Source organism: Bacteroidia bacterium (assembly GCA_019695265.1).
Taxonomy (GTDB): Bacteria; Bacteroidota; Bacteroidia; order JAIBAJ01; family JAIBAJ01; genus JAIBAJ01.
Genome location: JAIBAJ010000068.1, coordinates 1 through 20,464, shown reverse-complemented (window position 1 = coordinate 20,464; position 20,464 = coordinate 1). Strand labels below are relative to the sequence as shown.

Below are 20,464 nucleotides of genomic sequence, written 5' to 3'. Positions count from 1 at the left end.
AAGGAAGCCTTGATTTTTGGCTTTTTAGGATGTTTAAAATTAAATGGATTTGAAAATGTTTGGTCAAGTGTAACCGGATCCAGCAGAAATTCAATTTCGGGTTTGGAGGTAAATTAACATGTTTGGATATAATTATATAGTAATTGAAGGAATTATAGGCAGTGGAAAAACCACTTTGGCTAAAATGTTATCGGAAGAGTTCAATGGCAATTTGGTTTTGGAAAAATTTGAAGACAATCCATTTTTGCCTAAGTTTTATGCTAACCCCGATCAATATGCATTTCCATTGGAATTATCTTTTTTGGCAGAACGGTTTCAACATATTAATAATGAATTATCGGTCCAGGACTTATTTACCAATTTTACTATTTCCGATTACCATGTTATGAAATCCTTGATTTTTGCAAGTAATACTTTAGGTATGGATGAGCAAAAGTTATTTCAGACCCTATATAAGATTATTTTCCAACAAGTTCCTAAGCCTGATTTATGGGTTTATTTGCATATAAGTCCCGAGAGAGCATTACGTAATATTCGAAAAAGAGGAAGGTCTTATGAACAAGGGATAAGTTCAGATTATTTAGAGGGAATTAATAAGGGGTATTTGACATTCTTTAAACAACAAACAGGACAAAGAATTATTCTAATCGACGCTGAAAATTTAGATTTTGTCGAAAATCCTCAAGATTATTTGAAAATCAAGGAGATACTTTCAAATAAATACCCAATAGGTGTCAATTTTGCCTAAAAAGTATTTTTTTTTCAGTAAAATGTCGTATTGAAAAGAAAAAATAATACTTTTGCGCCTACTTTGTTGTAGAATATACAAACCACAACCAAAAATAAAATGAGAAAAGGATTACTGTTACTAACTTTAGCCACCAGCATTGCGATGAATTCTATTGCAGGCGGTACAACTGCGGACGCTGGTGCATCTGTTCCAAAAAAAGCCTATAAAAAATGGTCAATCGGTATTAATGGTGGATTGACACAATTTTATGGTGACGTTCGTCAATATGATTGGTATCCAATTATGAAAAAGGAAGCCGGAAAAAGTCAACCTGAATTAGGGTTTGGCGTTCAAGGTGTTCTTACAAGAAGTTTGTCCAATGTGTTTGGATTGAGAGGTTCATTGATGTATGGTACCTTGGCAGGAATGAAAAGGTCATCTAACTCGGCTTTCTCATCTTATTTTAAATCAAGTTTAATTGAGTATGATTTGACTGTGTATGCAAACATTTCAAACATGTTTTATACAGATAAAGCTAAACCTCGTTTCTTGACAATTTACGGTTTTGCAGGTGCAGGTTTGATGCACTTCAGAACCCTAAGAAAAAATTTAAAAACGGATGCATTTATGTCTTCTCAAGGCTATAAATTAGCTGGAACTGAGAAAAAAGAAATGACTACTGAAACTGTTTTCCCAGTTGGTGCTGGTGCAAAATTCCGTTTGTCCAAATCTTTGGATTTGTCTCTTGAGGCAACTTTAGTAAACGTTAATTCCGATAAACTTGATGCAAAAGTTGGAAACTCTTTCCGCAAAGACAAATATTTATACACTAGTTTAGGTCTTGCCTTCAAATTCGGTAAGAAAGGTGCTGAAGAGTCAACTGAATGGACTAACCCTTATGCTGAAATTGCTAAAGATCAAGAAGAGATTAGAACTAATATCGATGGTCTTTCTAAAGATACTGATGGTGATGGCGTAAGTGATTTGTTTGACAAAGAAGCAAACACTCCTGCCGGTGTTACTGTTGATGGTTCCGGTAAATCAGTTGATACTGATAAAGATGGAGTTCCTGATCATTTAGATGCTGATCCTTTCACTGCTAAAGGTGCGAAAGTAGGTTCGGATGGTAAAGAACTTGATTCCGATGGTGATGGCGTTTATGATAGCAAAGATCTTGAGCCTAACACTCCGTCTGGAACATTGGTTAACTTCCAAGGTAAAGCCATCTCAGTTAAACCTGCTGACGTTACTCCTGCTGCTGCCTCTGTATCTTATGCAGGTGGATTGCCATCAATTTTCTTTAAAGTTAATAGCTCACGTATCGACTACTGGTCAAGTTTTGATAAATTAGCTGAGGTTGCTCAAGTATTGAAAGCTAGCCCAAGTGCTAAAGTTAAAATTATTGGTCATGCTGATCCTACAGGAGCAGAAGGTTTGAACAAAACTCTTTCTGAAAAACGTGCCCAAGCTGCTGCTGACCACTTGAAGAAAGTATATGGAATTGACGCATCTCGCTTAATCGTTGAATCTAAAGGTAAATCTGAGCCTTTGGCAACTAGCAAAGAAGCTTACAACGTTGATCGTCGTGTAGACTTCCAATTGGTTAAATAAGCATTATTCTCATTTATTTTAAAAAGCCCCTCCATTCGAGGGGCTTTTTTATTTTTGTACCATGACGGAATCGCAAATACTTGCAGGATTATTAGATAATGCCAGGGATCTCACTCGGTTTTATCTTTCCAAATTAAAAGAAGTAAACCCCCATCATCAATTTGTGATTGAAGGAAGTATTCAATTGAATTCTTATTTCTGGATCTTAGGTCATTTAGCATGGGCTGAGAACTTATTAGTCTTACACGTTTTAGGATATTCTCAACTTGAGGTTTATCCTTGGTTAGATAAGTTTCGACTAGGTAGTATGGATGGTGAAAAGGATGGTATGCCTGAATTCATGGAAGTATTAGAGGCATTTAAAAAAGTACATGTTTTAGCTATAGAAAAATTAAGTTCTGCGCCTTTGGAAGAGTTAGATATGGAAAGTTCCTTAGCTTTTAACTTTGGAAGAGGTAATTCGGTGAGGGAAATAATTAAACATGCCATTCGCCATGAATCTGTTCACTGTGGACATCTTGGTCTCATTTGTAAAGTAAATGGAATAAAAACAATATGAAAATTACGTTGGGTTTTTCACCTTGTCCTAATGATACTTTCATCTTTGGGGCACTTGTTAATGGGTTAATTGATACCCAAGGTTTAGAATTTGAACCGGTTCTTGCGGATGTTCAGGAACTAAATAATTGGGCTGCTGCCTCTAAATTAGATGTTACAAAACTTAGTTTTTACGCCTATTGCCAATTAGACAATGCTTATACTTTGTTGGATTCAGGTAGTGCCTTAGGTTTAGGTGTAGGTCCTTTGTTAATTAGTAGAAAAGGGCATTCATTTCCAGTGAATCAGCCATTACCACCAGATGTTAAGGTGGCTTTACCGGGTGAACAAACTACCGCCCATTTTTTATTTGATTATTTTCAAAAATTTCCGGTGAAAAAGAGTTTTATGATTTTTAATCAAATTGAAGAAGCGGTTTTGGATGGACGTGCTGATGCCGGTGTTATTATTCATGAAAATAGGTTTACTTACCTGGAAAAAGGGTTAGAAAAAATTATTGATTTGGGTGATTTTTGGGAAAGGTCTACCCAAAGGCCAATTCCATTGGGTGGTATTGTTGCTCGCAGTAATTTTGATATTTCTTTGCTTAGTTTGATTAATTCTTTAATTAGGCAAAGTATAGAATTTGCTTACCAATATCCGGAACGTATATGGCCTTATATTTTATCACATGCACAGGAGATGGAGGATGAAGTAATTCGAAAGCATATTCAGTTGTATGTCAATGATTTTACACTTGATTTAGGTAAGGAAGGCCACGAAGCTATTCTAAGAATGAAATCAGTAATAAACCAAAAGTGATGAAGATATTATTTGTTTCAGCAACCTTGTTAGAGCTCAGACCTTTATTGGAGATAGCTGTTCCGGATGGAGATAACAAATTTAGTATTACTTCTCAATCGGGTGATACTTTGGAAGTTTTAATTACAGGTGTAGGGTTGGTATCTATGGCAACTAATTTGAGTCTTCATTTAGCTAAAAATAATTATGATTTGGTTTTGAATGTAGGAGTTGCAGGGGCATTTAATCGACAATTCCCCCTTGGAAGTTTGTGGCAAGTATCGCGTGATTACTTGGCCGATCTCGGGGTAGAAATGGGTCAAAAGTTTATTTCTATGAACCAACTAGGGTTATCGTCTGAATCTGATATTTTATTGTTTCCAAGGATGGAGAAACATTCTGATTTGTTGAAGGATTTGCCTATGGCCATTGGAGTTTCTAAAAATACAGGGTCAGGTAGGGTAAGTACCATTGCTTATATGCAAAGGCAATACAAGGCAGAAGTTGAAAGCATGGAGGGGGCAGCATTTTTTTATGTTTGTTCCAAGTTCGAATGTCAGTTTGCTCAACTTAGGGCCATTTCAAATTATGTAGGGGAAAGGGATAAAAGGAAGTGGGACCTCAAGGGAAGTGTAACTGTATTAAATGAATTTCTGTTGAAGTCGTTTATCGAAAACAGCTAAAGAGATGAGGATAGTAGCATTCAAGTTTTTCAACAATAGATTTGAAATAAATTTTTCAGAAACCCAAAGGAATGTTAATAAAATGCTACTTTTGAACACTTTATCAACTTTTTTAACTGGTTGAACATCAAGAATTTTTACATGACTAAATTATTTAGGAGTTTAATTCTAGCCATTTTATTGGTAAACTTGGGAATTACGGCTGTTAAAGCCCAATGCCCTGTGACAATCGTTTCAGTTACCACAACAGGGAATACTTGTAATGGTGCTGCAGATGGATCAGTAACAGTTACTGTTACTGGAGGTTTTGCACCTTATTCTTACACCTTGGTTTTAGGAGCATTTAACCAATCCTTTACTAGCAATAGTAACACCTTTACATTTACAGGACTAGCAGGTGCGGCATCGTACATTGTAGTTGTTGATGCCGATGCTGATGGGGATGCAACCACGCCGGGTGGTTGTGGCGGTGCAGTTCAAACTGGAATTTCAGTAGCAGAGCCCGCCCCAATTGCTGTTAATGTGAGCACAGTAGCTGTTCTTTGCAGCGGACAAAGTACAGGCTCTGTAACTGCTAATGTTACAGGAGGAACTCTACCATATTCTTATTCATGGAGTACCGTACCCGTTGCAAGTACCCAAACAGTAAATAATTTGCCGGCAGGAACTTACACAGTGAATGTTACAGATAACAGGGGATGTACCGGCACAGGATTTGGTACAATTTCTACTTCAAGTCCTGTTCTCCCAACTCTTACTGTTACCAATGTTTCGTGCAATGGAGGCAGTGATGGTGCTATTTCAACCAATGTAACAGGAGGTACAGGACCATATTCTTTTTCATGGAATACAACTCCGGTTCTAACAACCCAAAATATTACCAATTTAGTTCAGGGTTCTTACACTGTAAATGTGACGGATGTGAATGGATGTCAAGGTTCTGCTACAGCACAAGTTACTCAGCCTCAGGCCTTATCGATTTCATTTACTTCCATTGATGTAACATGTAACGGGTTTTCTGACGGTTCTATCAATGCCACGGTAACAGGAGGTACGCCCTCCTATGATTATTCGTGGAATTCAACACCGGTGCAAACTACTGCAAACGCAACCAATTTGCCGGCAGGAAATTATGTTCTAACCGTTACAGATTCATTGGGCTGTGTTATTTCTGATACACGATTAATTACTGAACCATCTCCCTTAACTTCTACAACTACCCAGGTGAATGTTCTTTGTAATGGAGGAAATACCGGAAGTGCTACTGCCAATCCAAGCGGAGGAACGGCTCCATATAGCCATTTATGGAATACATCACCTAGCCAATCCACTGCAACCGCAAGCAATTTATTGGTTGGAACTTATACCGATACTATTACAGACGATAATGGATGTATTTTAACGGCTTCAGTAACTATTACAGAAGCTTCTTTAATAGTTGTTACAACTACACCAACCAATGTTTCATGTAATGGAGGCAACAATGGTTCTGCAATTGCTTCTGCTAACGGAGGTGTAGGTCCATACACCTATTCTTGGAGTACCACACCGGTTCAAAACGGTCCAACTGCTGTAAATTTAACCGCCGGAACTTATACAGTGACTGTAACTGACGCTAATCTATGTACTCAAACTGCCACCGTTACAATCGCTCAACCAACAGCGTTAAGTGTTACTGTAACTGGACAAAATCCAAATTGTAATGGACTTTGCACCGGCACTGCGATATCCTCCGTAACGGGAGGAACTCCTGCATATACCTATTCTTGGAATACCGTTCCTCCTCTGAATACGCCAAACCTCTCCAACCTTTGTGCAGGAGCCTATATCCTTACAGTAACTGATGCTAACGGTTGTACGAGTACTGCCACCCGAACCGTAACTCAACCTCAAATAATTAATATCACTACAAGTGTAACAAACTCATTGTGTGCAGGCAATTGCACCGGTTCTGCCACTGCAAATGCTACCGGAGGTAATGGTACATTAACTTATTCATGGAATTCTACACCGGTTCAAAATACGGCTACTGCCAGCAATCTATGTTCCGGACCTTATATTGTAACTGTTACTGATGCCAATGGTTGTACTAATACAGCCAATGCCAATGTAAACAATACTTCCAATTTAGTTCTGACTGCGACCTCAGTTCAACCTGTTTGTAATGGTGGTTGCAACGGATCTATTACCACATCTTTAACCGGTGGTACTGCCCCAATAACTTATTCATGGACTCCAAGTTCCTTATCCGGCACAAGTGCTACTAATCTTTGCGCCGGAACTTATACTGTTACAGCAACTGATGCAAATGGATGCTCATCTTCACAAACAATTACTTTAATTCAACCTCCGGCAGTTCAAGTGAATGTTACTGTAGGAAATGCAACCTGTAATGGTGTTTGTGATGGAACAGTAACCACTTCCGTTACTGGAGGCTTAGCTCCTTTAGCCTATGTTTGGACACCAAACGTATCTTCAGGTGCAAATGCAAGCAATTTATGCGCCGGTACCTATCAAGTTAGGGTAACAGATGCCAATGGCTGTCAAGCACAAACCAATGCCACTGTTTCTCAGCCTCAGCCATTTAACTTCAATGCTAACCTTTCCAGTCCAACTTGTGATGGAGATTGCAACGGAAGTATTACAACCAATTTAGTGGGTGGTACTGCACCTTATACATACTCTTGGGCACCATTGGGACTAACTACCCAATCAATTAATAATATTTGTGCCGGAACTTATACACTTTCTATCACTGATGCAGCAAACTGCACTGCTTCGCAAACTTTTAACTTAACACAACCATCTCCCTTAAGTGTTTCTTCTACTTCAACCTTAGCAAGTTGTAATATTTGTGATGGAACTGCTACCATTACTCCAATTGGAGGTACAGCACCTTATACCTATTTATGGAGTGATGGACAAACTACTTCATCCGTAACCTCGCTATGTGCGGGTGTTAATTCGGTTGATATTACAGATGCGAATGGTTGTGTTCTAAATACAGCCGTAGCTGTAAGCAATCCTCCAGGACCAACCAATGTTGTAGTTAGTACAACAGATGCATCTTGTCCGGGTTCTTGTGATGGAACTGCTACTGTGAGCGCATCCGGCAGTGGAACGCCATTCACTTATTTATGGGTTGGTTCGGGGCAAACTACTCAAACAGCAACAAATTTGTGCGCCGGCTCTGATTTTGTTCAAGTACTGGATGTGAATGGATGTATCAATACCACTCCTTTTTCTATTTCGGAACCTGCGGTTATTTTAGCCAATGGTACTATTACTCCAACAGGATGCGGAGCATGTACCGGTGGCATTAGTTTGGCACCAACCGGAGGGGTTGGACCTTACACCTATAGCTGGAGTCCAAACGTTAGTTCAGGTGCTACAGCATCCAACCTATGTGTTGGTGCCTACCAGGTAACTATAACCGGTGCTGATGGCTGTTCGGATGTATTTACTTTCAACGTTAGCAGCCCCAATGGACCAACCCTTAGCGTATCTTCCACCGATCCATCTTGCCAAGGTGGTAGTAATGGAACTGCGACAGTAACAGCAACAGGCGCCTCAACCCCATATACTTTCTTATGGGCACCCGGAGGACAATCCACATCAACTGCAACTAATTTGTCTGCAGGAACTTATTCAGTTTTAGTTACAGATGCATTAGGTTGTGCCTCGTCACAAACAGTAACTTTAACTGACCCATCGAGCCTAAATATTAGTTTAGCAGTGGTTAATGATCCAACATGTGTTGGAAACTGTGATGGCGATGCTTCTGTTATTGCTTCCGGAGGTACTTTGCCTTATTCCTACTCATGGTCTCCTGGAGGAACAACCGGTACGTCAGCTAACAACCTTTGTCCCGGAAACTACACTGCCACTGTTACCGATGCAAATGGTTGTATTCAAAGTACAGTAATTACGGTTAACCCAGCGACTCCAATTACAGCGACTGTTTCAGTTACGAATCCAACTTGTGGAGGAACTACGAATTGCAATGGATCTTTAACTGCAAACATAGTTGGTGGAACAGCTCCGTTCACCGTTTCATGGAATACAGTTCCAGTTCAAACAGGATTAACAATTAATGGCCTTTGTGCAGGAACTTATACTGCTACTATAACCGATGCAAATGGTTGTACTGCCACTGCCACAGGGACTATTACTCAGCCTTCTTTATTAAATGTTACATTTACAAATATTACCAATTTGTCATGTGCGGGTGTTTGTAATGGAACTGCTACTGCGGTTGTTACCGGCGGTACTCCCGGTTATATTTACCAATGGAGTACTAACCCCGTACAAGTTGGTGCAACTGCTAACAACCTGTGTGCTACCTCGTATACTGTAACAGTAAGAGATGCTAATAATTGTACAGGAACTGGTACGGTTACAATTACCGGTCCTAACCAATTAACAGCAAACTTAGTAAGTCAAACCAATGTTTCATGTGCCGGGGTTTGTGATGGACAAGCAGTAGTTGCAGGAAGTGGAGGTGTTCCACCTTATACCTATTTATGGGGTGACCCTGCCGGACAAACGAATGATACTGCTGTTGGTTTATGTGCCGGATTTTATGCAGTTCAGGTAAGGGATGTTAATGGATGTTTGGCCATTGCCAATATTACCATAACTCAGCCCCAACCTCTTAATGTGAATATTACAAGTATACCTTCTTTATGCAATGGAGCTTGTAATGGACAAGCCATTGCTAATGCTGTAGGTGGTTCTGCTCCATATACTTATATCTGGTCGCCTGGTAATATTATCAATGATACGCTAAGCAATTTATGTGTTGGAACTTATTCTGTTGCTGTTACTGATTCGCAAGGTTGTACGGTATCTGGAACTGCACAAATTACCCAACCCCTGGCATTGAATGTTAATGTTGCAACAACTCCTGAAACTTGCAATGGGAATTGTGATGGAACAGCTACAGCCAATGTTCTTGGCGGTACAGGACCTTATACTTTTCAATGGTTACCATCCGGTGGTTCTGGTAATAGTTTAACCAATCTATGTGCAGGTAATTACCAATTGGTTGTTTCAGATCAAAATAACTGTTCGGATACTATTTCATTTACCATTACTTCGCCACCGCCTATTGTGGCTAATGCAACTGTTACAAATCCAACCTGTAGCGGATTATGTAATGGATCTATTGTTGAAACTGTTTCCGGTGGAGTTAGTCCGTATACGTTGTCCTGGAATCCGGGTGGGTCAAGTGGTTTAAATTTGAATAATCTTTGTGCTGGATTATATATTTTAACCATCACCGATTCCAATGGTTGTATTGAAACAGACTCTGTTAATGTAATTGACCCTTCTCCAATTTATGTAACAACCTCATCTGTTTCCATTTCTTGTTTTGGATTATGTGATGGTCAAGCAATTGTTACTATTGATTCCGGAGGAGTGGCTCCATTCACTTTTGGATGGGATGATCCGAATCAACAAGCGAATGATACTGCCTTTTCTCTTTGTCCCGGTACATATAATGTATTGGTAACAGATGCCAACAATTGTACAGCAACCGGTCAGGTAGTATTGGTTCAGCCTCAGCTTCTTACAGCAACTGTAACAAGTACCAATGGTGTTTGTGGAGATACTTGTACAGGATCTGCAAATATTCTTGCATTAGGAGGAACAACTCCTTATACTTATTTTTGGAACAATGGAAGTTCAACTGCCCAGGTGACCAATTTGTGCGCTGGATTAAATTATGTTACCATTCAGGATGCTAATGGTTGTGAGGTTACTAATTATGTTCCAATCGATAATGGAAACAACATACAAATCTCAGTAAGTGCAACTGATGCCTCTTGTAACGGAGTTTGCGATGGAACAGCTTCCGTTGTAGTAAATAGTCCTGGTAGTAATTTTTCTTATTTATGGTTAAATACAGGTGATACCACCAGCACTGTTACCGGCTTGTGTTCCGGTAGCTACTTTGTTCAAGTTACTGATCCTGCCGGATGTAGTGCACTTGATCAGGTAAGCTTAGGTGGTGGAACATTTACGGCCAATGAACAAATTGTTAATACACCTTGTGGCGTTTGTAATGGCAGCATTATAGTTAATCCTACCGGTGGTTTAGCACCATATTCCTATTTCTGGAGCAATGGTGGATTGACTAACTCAGTTTCTGGTCTTTGTGCAGGATTATACACGGTAACTATTACGGATGCTACCAATTGTGCTCAAACTTTTACATATTCAGTAGTTAATACGAATACAACCATTTCGGTAACAGCAAGTTCTATAGATGTTACCTGTTATGGTGGTTCCAATGGTTCTGCCAGTGCCTTTGTTTCAGGAGGTTCGGCACCCTATACCTACATTTGGAGTACCACACCTCAACAAACTACCCAAGCAGTTTCTGGTCTAAGTCCGGGAACTTATTTTGTTTCCATTACAGATGCAAATGGTTGTGTAGCCTCTGACCAAACTACAGTAGGAGAGCCGGATACTTTTATTTTTAGTTTACCGGTTGCAATTGATCCATTATGCGCTAATACGTGTGATGGACAAATTACCATTACGGCTGCCGGTGGTATTTTGCCTTATACTTTTTCTTGGGTACCGGCAACCGGATCGTCTTCTCCAACAGCCTCCAATCTATGTGCAGGAACTTATACAGCGGTTCTAACCGATGCCAATGGTTGTCAAGCTAGTCAATCAGCTACTATAAACCAACCGGCACCACTAGTTACTTCAGTAACTGTTACACCATCTTCATGCGCAAATTCATGCGATGGAACTGCAACCGTTTTAGTTCAAGGAGGAGTTAGTCCTTATACATGCCTTTGGTTGCCAAGTGGAAGTACTCAATTTACTGCGGATAGCTTATGTGCAGGACCTCAGTATGTTGTTGTTACTGATGCCAATGGATGTACCCGTTCGGATACTGCTATAATTACTGCTCCACCTGCATTGGTGCTAACTACCAATGTGAATGGAGTTACCTGTAACGCTGCCTGCAATGGTTCTGCTACGGTATTAGTTGGTGGAGGAACTGCTCCATATACTTATAGCTGGGATGATTTTAATAATCAAACTACCCAAACCGCAGTTAGTCTTTGTGTTGGAAGTTATACCGTTACAGTAACTGATGACAATGGTTGTGAAGATTCAACAACAGTTACAATTGATGATAGCAATGCTTTGCAAGCAGATATTACGGTTACCAATGATGCCACTTGTTATGGTTCGTGTGATGCCAATGCCCTTGCTATTGGCTTAGGAGGCATTCCGCCATATACTTTCCAATGGAATGATGATTTGTTGCAAACTACACCATTAGCTTCGAACTTGTGCGCAGGGACGTATATAGTTTTTGTTTTCGATTCAACAGGTTGTGTAGATGCTGATACGGTTCAACTTGGACAACCTACCCAAGTGGTTGTATTAGCTACTTCTACTGATGCCAATTGTGGTAATACCTGCGATGGAACCGGTTTGGGTGTTGCTACCGGTGGAACTCCACCCTACACCTATCAATGGAATGATAATAACTTAACTGCCAATGCTGCTGTTGCAAACCTTTGTGCAGGAATTTTTACAGTTGTTGCAACCGATGGAAATGGTTGTAATTCGCTGGCTCAAATTTCCATTGCCCAACCAACCTGGGTGGATATAACTGGAAGTTCAACCAATTCAAACTGTAATAATACCAATACCGGAACGGTTTCTATTTCAGTTTCTGGAGGTACTCCGGGTTATTCCTATGCCTGGCAGCCAGGTGGGGCAAATACCCAAAATGTTCAAGATTTATTCCCGGGTGATTATATAGTTACCGTTACTGATGCCAATAACTGTGTTTACCTTGATACGTTTGTTGTAAATGCCAATGTGTATGTTTATTCCAATCCAGGAAGTGATACTACCATTTGTCCTGGAGACACCATTCAGTTTAATGGTAATGGGGGTATGACTTACAATTGGCAACCGAGCCAATACATTATTGGCAGCAATATAATTCCGGATCCAACGGCCTATGTGAATCAAACCACCATGTTTTACCTAACCACCACAGTTGGTGCTTGTGTGGCAGTTGATTCAGTTTTAGTAACCATAGCCACTCCTGATCCTATCAATGCCGGCCAGGATGTAACAATTATTCAAGGCCAGGCAACCTATTTGAACGCCAGTGGTGCTACTAGTTATGTTTGGGCTCCATCGACCAATTTGAGTGATCCAAACTCAGCATTGACCCAGGCAAGTCCTACTCAAACTACCGTGTACATTGTTTATTCTAACGATTCAGTAGGTTGTGTTGCTTCGGATACCATTGTAGTAACAGTGGTTCCGGGTGTTAAATTTCCTGATGGAATTACACCGAATGGCGATGGTTATAATGACACCTGGATTATTGATAATTTGAATTTGTATCCGGAGAATTCGGTGGAAATATTTAACCGTTGGGGTGAGAGTTTATTCTATTCTCAAGGGTATGATACCCCATGGGATGGAAAATTCAAAGGGAAGGACCTTCCTGTTGGAACGTATTACTATGTTATTGACTTGAAAAATGGCCAAGACCCATTAACCGGCCCAATTACCATTGTACGTTAATATCCTTAGACACTAGCAATGAAGAAACATTTATTCATATCGATTGTATTTAGTTGTGTTTTTGGTTTAGCCAAGGCTCAGCAGTTGCCACAGTATAGTTCTTACATGATTAATAATTATGTATTGAATCCTGCAGTAACGGGTAGCAATAATTACTACGAATTAAAAGCTTTAAACAGGTATCAATGGGCAGGAATAAAGGATGCTCCTCGTACCTTTTTGGTTAGTTTACACGGGCCTTTTAAAAAGCTCAACATGGGTTTAGGTGGTTTTGTTTTCTCGGATGTTACCGGTCCAACGAGTCGTACCGGTGGTTATTTAACCTATGCTTATCACCTTAAACTAACTTCTAAACTTAAACTTAATCTGGGACTTGCCGCCGGTTTTCTTCAATACCGCATCGATTTGTCGAAAGTTACTTTGAGACAAGATGGAGATCCTGCTGCCCAACAAGGTGGTGTATTAAATTCCTATCAACCGGATTTTAATTTTGGTATTTATTTGAATCATGCGAATTACTTTGTTGGAATCGCAGTGAATCAAATCATTGGAAATAGGTTGAAATTTTATGAGAACCAAAAGGATATTTTGTCCAACCTGGAAAGGCATTACCTAATTAATGGAGGCTACAATTTCAATTTTGGTAAGTTTATGGTGCAGCCTTCGGTTATGTTTAAAATGGAAAAGAACATTTACCAATTCGAAGGAGGATTGCAAGCAAGGTACAATGATTTGTTATGGTTGGGTGCTACCTATCGTCACAATGATGCAATTAGTGCTTTGGCAGGGTTGAATATAAAGGACCTCATTCTGATAGGTTATGCCTATGATTTTGCTACCACACGTTTGAAATCCTATTCTAACGGGACACATGAGATAATGATTGGTGCCAAGTTTGGAAGGATTAAATCAGAGGAAGTTTTAGAAGAACAACCGGTGCCTGACAAAGTTCCGCAAGCCGAACCGGGTGAGGAATCAAAGCAGGAGGAAACAAAACCTGAAACTCCGGCAGAGCAACCGAAGTAATTGAAAGAGGGAAAGATAAACTTTCCCTCTTTTTTTTGTCTGAATTATTACTATGGTTTGGTAGGTTTAGGATATGGGTATGTTTTGTCTGGTTATTTACCAACGACTTTACCCATTTTTCATCGGCATATATCGCTTTATTTCCTAAGTATCTTTGGTATTGCTTGTAAGGTACTAGGCAAAAACTTACCGGTACGATGATAAATTCACCTGGGGTAGGATGATGACAGTCAGGGTTTGCACCCCGGGCAACGATTGAGGTAAGTAGCCCACAGGTGCACGCAGCGTTAGCAAGTGTACCGAGGACTACAACCGAAAGCGTGACCTGAAGCCCGTTGCACCTAAGTTGGAGTTTTTGAATACGATTGGTTAGGGCGAAAGGGGCCCGCCAAAATATTCAAGCACCAGGATTTATAACCCAAGTTTTAGGTAAAATGGCATAAAGGATAGTTAGAAATTCTTGGCTTGTGAAAGCGGTAAGCCTAGCTTTTAGTGAGAATTTCAAGTGTTTGCTGATATTCAAGAAGCATGTTTTGAATGATATCTTCGGAACGTTCTTGATGGTCCAAGAGGGCACTAACCTGACCGATTTCCAGTTCTCCTTCCTGTATGTCGCCTTCGAAAATGCCTTTTTTAGCCCTTGCCCGACCCAAAATCTGTAACATTTCCTCCTTGGTGGCACAGCGCATTTCCGCTTCTTTTACCTTTTCGTAAAAGGGGTTTTTAATCAACCTAACCGGAGTTATTTCTTTCAAGGTTAGCACAGTATCGCCTTCTTTGGCGTCTAAAACCACCTTTTTAAAATTGTCGTGAGCTGAGGATTCGATGGCTGTTGCAAACCGGGTCCCAACCTGAACGGCTTCAGCGCCAAGTGCCATGGTAGCCAGCATTTGACCTCCGGTGGCGATACCTCCGGCAGCAATTAGAGGCAAGGAAGTAGCTTTTCGAACGGAAGGAATAAGAACCAGTGTAGTTGTTTCTTCCCGGCCATTGTGTCCACCAGCTTCGAAACCTTCGGCAACAATGGCATCGACACCGCATTTTTCGCATTTCTCGGCAAATTTGCTGCTACTGACCACATGAACCACGGTGATACCACGTTCTTTTAGCCAGTTGGTCCATAAAGCGGGATTTCCGGCTGAAGTAAATACAATTTTTACACCTTCTTCCACGATGATGTTCATGAGCAACTCTATATCCGGGTAAAGCAAGGGCACATTGACTCCAAATGGTTTGTTGGTAGCGGCTTTGCATTTACGAATGTGCTCTCGCAAAACATCGGGATACATGCTTCCGGCACCGAGTAGACCTAATCCGCCGGCATTGCTAACGGCAGAAGCCAGTTTCCAGCCGCTGCACCAGATCATTCCGGCTTGAATAATTGGGTATTGGATGCCAAATAAGTTGCAAATTCTATTTTGTTCGAATGCCATGAGTTTAGGTTATTTTACATTACAAAGAAAAGGCTTATTCCAGAATATTTGTGCAAGGTCAACAGGTATTTATCCTTCACCACTTATTTTTGAGGTATGGATTTTCAGACATTTTTCTTTTCACCGGCCATTCGTTCGCTGGCACGCATGGTTTACAGTTTGGAGGGAGCCTCCCCACAGGAAGTAGTTTTTGAGCCTACTTCGGGGTTTTCGAATAATGATTTGGAGATTAAGGCTACTAAAAGCACTAAGAGTGGTAATGGAAGGTTAACCCTGCAATTAATTCCTAAAACCAAGGTAACGATTCGAAAATTGGAGTTGGAAATGGAGTGGAAATACCAAACCAACGACAAAATTTATTGCAATGGTTACCAAAGCTGGACCGATTCGAGAGAGTTTAGGATTTGGGAGAAAATGGAAAATGTAGCCGGTTTTTTACATGAATTAACCAGCCGAAGCGGGGACTATACTTTTTATCCATATTCCGGACAAAAGGGACATTTGCATGGTTATACCTATACTTATATTCGAAATCAATCCAATGCATTGGCCATGTATGGTTCGTTGAATGAACGCTGTGGCTATACCATCTTTCAACACCTGGTTCCAGAAAATAAATTCCTGATCAAAAAGGATATCAACGGAATTAGCTTTACTGAACCAAGTTTAGTGCTTGATCTTTTTGCCGGATTTGGAAATGAAAAAGAAGTTTTTAATCATTACTGGCAAAGTCATGGATTTTTATCCAATTCCAATAAACCAATTACCGGTTGGACAAGTTGGTACTTGCATTATACCAAAATAAATCCTGAAATTATTTATTCCAATCTGGAGAACTTTTCAAGGCTTAAAATACCAATTGATGTATTTCAAATAGATGATGGCTATCAAAAAGCAACCGGAGATTGGATAAATACCAATTCAAAATTTCCGGATGGTATGAAACCCATTGCCGATGCCATTCACCGGAAGGGATATAAAGCCGGATTGTGGTTGGCACCGCTGATTTGTGAAAAGGATTCCTTCATTTTTAAAGAACATCCGGATTGGATATTTAGTCCGGATGGAGAACACCTACAACGGGCCGGATACAACCCGCTTTGGAGTGGTTGGTATTATGCCTTGAATTTTTATAAGCCAGAAGTTAAAGCCTATCTGAAGCAGGTTTTTGATACGGTTTTAAATACCTGGGGATTTGATTTGGTGAAACTGGATTTTTTATTTGCACCGGCTCTTGTGCCTTATCAGAATAAAAGTCGGGGACAAATGATGTGTGAAGCCATGGATTTGTTGAGAGAGCTTTGTGGTGATAAGCTGATATTGGGCTGTGGAGTTCCTTTAGGTCCGGCTTTTGGAAAGGTGGATTATTGCCGTATTGGCAATGATATTAGCCCGGGTTGGGAAACCAAATGGATGAAGAACCTAAAGGTAAGGGAAAGAATAAGTACCAATTCATCGCTTAACAGCACCATTTCGAGGCGAAACATGAATGGAAATGCTTTTTTCAATGATCCCGATGTGTTTATATGGAGAAAGGAAAAAAACCACTTGTCAGATAATCAGCGCAAAACCTTGTTAGTACTCAATTATCTGTTTGGCGGATTGGTGTTTACCTCCGACGATTTGTCAAAATACAGCGAGGCACAACTGTCATTTTACCGCAAAACCTTTCCTCACTTACAAAAGGATAACATGGAAGTGGTAAATGATTTGCAGTTTTTTACCATTCGATTTTCCATTCATCAGCGAAATTATTTGGTCTATAGTAATTTTACCAAGGATACTAAGCAAGTTGTTCTTCCCCAAGCCATGTTTTTTGAATCGGATTTGAAATTTATTCCAGGAGGGAAGGAGCTTGAAATTCAGGCTTATGAAACCAGGGTATTGATGGAGGTAAAACAGGAACTTGGGTCATTTATTGGAAGCGATATGCATATTTTCCCGGGAGCAGAGCTAAAGAAATGGGAGTTTGTTTCAGGTGAAGTGGTTGTGGAGTTGGATGAAAAATCCATAGGAAAAGGTTCCTTGTTTGTTTTTGGAGGAGAAAGGGATAGGTTGAAAATCAATGGAAAGGAATATCCGGTTTATGATGCAGGTGGTATTCGATTGGCCGGTTTGGAATTTCCTTCCTGATGCAAGCTGAAAACAAACTTGCCTTGGACCTAAGTCAACGAAACGCCTCTGTTTCTTTTCTTCGAGCGATCGTGGCATGGGCTATTTTCTTCTTTCACTATGTGGAACGTTACCCACAACATTTCCCTTCGGTTTTTAGCGCTTGGGCATCCGATTGGTTTATGTTGGTGAATGTGTTTTTTGTATTGAGTGGTTTCTTGTTAACGCTGCGTTATTTGCCGATAGCCCAAACTTCTGCCAATGGCTGGATAAAGGGATTTTATATGGCTAGAATTGCCAGAATTCTACCATTGTATTTCTTGGCTTTAACCTTGTTTTTTATCCTGCAACCCAATTCCGACACCAAAATTTACTGGCTTAATTTCAGTTTGACCAAAACCTATTTTTCTAGGTATGTTTTTACCGGAATTAGCCAGTCCTGGACTCTTAGTATCGATGGTTTGTTTTACCTCCTATTTCCTGTTTTGCTTTTTTTGCTTCGTAGGTCGTTATGGCTGTTGTTGGGATCAAGCTTGTTGTTTTATTTGTTTGGCCTGATGTTGGTTTGGCATCTAGGTTTTTACATGCCTTGGAATTTTATGCCTTCGGTAGAGTATATGCTTATTTATTCGTTGTTTGGAAGGATTATGGAGTTTTTGCTGGGAATGGTCTTAGCATCGATTTGTATTTCAGGCAACACTTTCCGGTATCGGGTTCTGCATTCGGCAAGTTTGGTTTGGGCTTTTAGTTCGGGTTTGGTCTTGCTCTATTTGTTCCACTATTATAAATTCGATTTCCGCTGGTGGGGTATTTATGGTTCTTTGGGTATACTTATTCAAAATGTGCTTTTCCCGGCCTTGGTAATAGTTCCTGTTTTGTGGTTATTAATTCAACAAGTTCCGGGTAAGCTAGGCTCCGGATTGGAGTCTATGATGGTATTACTTGGGTCTTCGTCTTATGCCTTTTACCTATTCCATGTGAGTCCTTTGGCTGATTGGATTTTGCAGCTTTTCCACGGACAAATTTGGGCCTTGTTTTTGGCTATTCAAGTACTATCCATACTTGTTTTTCGCTATTTCGAAGAGCCGGTTCGAAAGTGGTTGATGCGCCAATTTGGGTCTGGTCTGTCTTCCTAATCCAAAATAAGTATACCGATTACCTACGGTTTAATTCCATTCATCAGAGGAAAATGCCTGGGAAAACTGAATTTATTCCCGGGGTGGTCAAGTGGAACTACAAATCTGCCAGACTCTTATTAGGAATTTTCACCTTAAAAAAGAACCTCGACACCCGTTTATCTTCTAGGTCAATAAAGAATTCAAACGGATACCCTGTTTTTCTGCGCATATCGAGCAAACCCAATCCGGCGCCACCCGATTTGGTATAGGATTGTTTAATAACCAAGTTGTATAAAAATTTGATGGCTTCGTTGTCCAAACTATTCAGTTTAATTAGTTTGTCCTTCAAAATCATGGCTTTTTTATTTTCCACCAAATTGCTACTTACTACAATAAAATGACCATGTTCATACAAAATTGCAAATTCATGTGGTATTTTGTATTTCTTGCCTTTGTCGCGGTAGCTATGGTTCATCAGGTTTTGCAAAACTTCAATTGACACAGTAACCAGACGTTTTTTAACAAAGGTTTCGGCTCCAATTTCAAACAACTTTACCTCAATAAGCGGTACTAATTTCACCACCACTTTATGGGTCACCTTGCCTCGAAACGAAAAAATCGGATCGTCCGCATTAAAATAGCTTTTCCATTCTTTTAAACTTGCTGCCGGAGTCATAGGAGTTACAAAAATAGACAGGAAGCAATTAAAAAGTTGTTTTTGAAAAAACTATTTCTTTCCCTGTTCCAACTCCCGGATTCACTGTATTTTAGGGCAATGAATTTTTCGTCCAAGTTGGTTGAAATGGCAGTGGATGAGTTTGCCAAACTGCCCGGTGTTGGTCGCAAAACGGCCTTTCGTTTTGTGGTGCACCTGCTCAAAAAAGATAGGGACGGTTTATCCGGATTTGCTCAAACCCTTATTCGATTAAAGGAAGATACCCGGCAATGCAAATTTTGCCACAATGTTACCGAAACCGAAGTTTGTGCCATTTGTGCCTCTCCGGGTCGCGACCGAACTACCATCATGGTGGTTGAGGATATACGAGATATGATTGCCATTGAATCTACCGGTCAGTTTAATGGTTTATACCACTTGTTGGGCGGTGTAATTTCGCCTATGGATGGCATTGGCCCTTCCGATATTACTGCTGCTCACCTTCTGGAGCGTGTAAAGGATGAAAAGCCCACCGAGATAATTATGGCTTTGCGTACCACCATCGAAGGGGATACTACCAATTTTTTCTTGTATAAAAAGCTGAAGGATTTTCCGGTTAAACTTACCACCATTGCTCGGGGTGTGGCCATTGGCGGCGAACTGGAATATGCTGATGAAATTACCTTGGGTCGCTCCATTTTGCATCGTATGGATTACGAAAAAACTTTGTCCCGTTAGTTTAATTATTGATTTTTGGCGGGCCCCCTCCGCCCTCCATTTGCCTGCAACCCCCTGGCAGCCTGCGTTTGGGCGTTCGGGTCACGCTATCGGTTGTAGTCCTCGTAGCACTTGGCTATCGCCGCGTGCTCCTGTGGGCTACTTACCTCTATCGTTGCCCGAGGTGCAAACCCAAACTGCCTGCCTAGAAATAAAGTTTGAGTAAAGAATAGTGTTTTATGGCTACCTTTTCTAAAGCTGTTTAGGCAAATGAATGCAAAGCACCATTGGACTAATTCAGATTTGCTATCGGCATAAACCATCGTCAGAGCCCATTCTTCTCAAAATTTGTACAAATGGACGGAAAAGAATTTTGGGCAGATTTTGGGTTAATACCGAATGTACATTATGTATAGTCCAATTTTAGGTATTAATTCCTATTGAAAAATTGGCCTAACATA

General features: G+C 40.4%; 12 protein-coding genes. 10 read left to right on the top strand and 2 right to left on the bottom strand.

The window, feature by feature from the left end; all coding sequences use genetic code 11:
- The first annotated feature begins 118 nt into the window (after positions 1 to 118).
- The 7 genes from K1X82_10440 to K1X82_10410 all read left to right on the top strand — a co-directional run bounded on the left by K1X82_10440 (position 119) and on the right by K1X82_10410 (position 13,968).
- On the top strand, positions 119 to 748 hold the full coding sequence (locus K1X82_10440; protein MBX7182522.1) for a deoxynucleoside kinase: 630 nt from the start codon (positions 119 to 121) through the stop codon (positions 746 to 748).
- 99 nt (positions 749 to 847) lie between these two features.
- The gene (locus tag K1X82_10435; protein ID MBX7182521.1) at positions 848 to 2,341 is read left to right on the top strand and encodes an OmpA family protein; all 1,494 of its coding nucleotides are present in this window, start codon (positions 848 to 850) and stop codon (positions 2,339 to 2,341) included.
- Positions 2,342 to 2,402: 61 nt separating this feature from the next.
- Positions 2,403 to 2,900: a DinB family protein gene (locus K1X82_10430; GenBank protein ID MBX7182520.1), complete on the top strand. Its 498-nt coding sequence runs from the start codon at positions 2,403 to 2,405 to the stop codon at positions 2,898 to 2,900.
- Entirely contained in the window at positions 2,897 to 3,700 is an 804-nt protein-coding gene (locus K1X82_10425; GenBank protein ID MBX7182519.1) for a 1,4-dihydroxy-6-naphthoate synthase, read from the top strand. Before K1X82_10430 ends, K1X82_10425 begins: the two co-directional genes overlap by 4 nt.
- A complete protein-coding gene (mqnB, locus tag K1X82_10420; GenBank protein ID MBX7182518.1) occupies positions 3,700 to 4,362 on the top strand; it encodes a futalosine hydrolase in 663 nt (220 codons plus the stop codon). Before K1X82_10425 ends, mqnB begins: the two co-directional genes overlap by 1 nt.
- A 141-nt stretch (positions 4,363 to 4,503) precedes the next feature.
- Positions 4,504 to 12,942, top strand: coding sequence for a gliding motility-associated C-terminal domain-containing protein (locus K1X82_10415; protein MBX7182517.1), 8,439 nt, complete (start codon positions 4,504 to 4,506; stop codon positions 12,940 to 12,942).
- An 18-nt stretch (positions 12,943 to 12,960) separates the two neighbouring features.
- Positions 12,961 to 13,968, top strand: a complete 1,008-nt coding sequence (locus tag K1X82_10410; protein MBX7182516.1) for a type IX secretion system membrane protein PorP/SprF — start codon at positions 12,961 to 12,963, stop codon at positions 13,966 to 13,968.
- A 482-nt stretch (positions 13,969 to 14,450) separates the two neighbouring features.
- Here the strand turns inward: K1X82_10410 and K1X82_10405 are convergent, their stop codons facing one another.
- Positions 14,451 to 15,401: a nitronate monooxygenase gene (locus K1X82_10405; GenBank protein MBX7182515.1), complete on the bottom strand. Its 951-nt coding sequence runs from the start codon at positions 15,399 to 15,401 to the stop codon at positions 14,451 to 14,453.
- Between the two features lie 96 nt (positions 15,402 to 15,497).
- Between K1X82_10405 and K1X82_10400 the strand changes: the two genes are divergently transcribed.
- Both K1X82_10400 and K1X82_10395 read left to right on the top strand, forming a co-directional pair.
- Positions 15,498 to 17,534, top strand: coding sequence for an alpha-galactosidase (locus K1X82_10400; protein MBX7182514.1), 2,037 nt, complete (start codon positions 15,498 to 15,500; stop codon positions 17,532 to 17,534).
- On the top strand, positions 17,534 to 18,649 hold the full coding sequence (locus tag K1X82_10395) for an acyltransferase (GenBank protein ID MBX7182513.1): 1,116 nt from the start codon (positions 17,534 to 17,536) through the stop codon (positions 18,647 to 18,649). Before K1X82_10400 ends, K1X82_10395 begins: the two co-directional genes overlap by 1 nt.
- A gap of 97 nt (positions 18,650 to 18,746) precedes the next feature.
- On the opposite strand, the gene K1X82_10390 is transcribed toward K1X82_10395, so the two are convergent.
- Positions 18,747 to 19,307, bottom strand: coding sequence for a SiaB family protein kinase (locus K1X82_10390; GenBank protein ID MBX7182512.1), 561 nt, complete (start codon positions 19,305 to 19,307; stop codon positions 18,747 to 18,749).
- 99 nt (positions 19,308 to 19,406) lie between these two features.
- Here K1X82_10390 and recR point away from each other — a divergent pair, with 99 nt between their 5' ends.
- Entirely contained in the window at positions 19,407 to 20,024 is a 618-nt protein-coding gene (gene recR / locus K1X82_10385; protein ID MBX7182511.1) for a recombination mediator RecR, read from the top strand.
- The last annotated feature ends 440 nt before the right edge of the window (positions 20,025 to 20,464 follow it).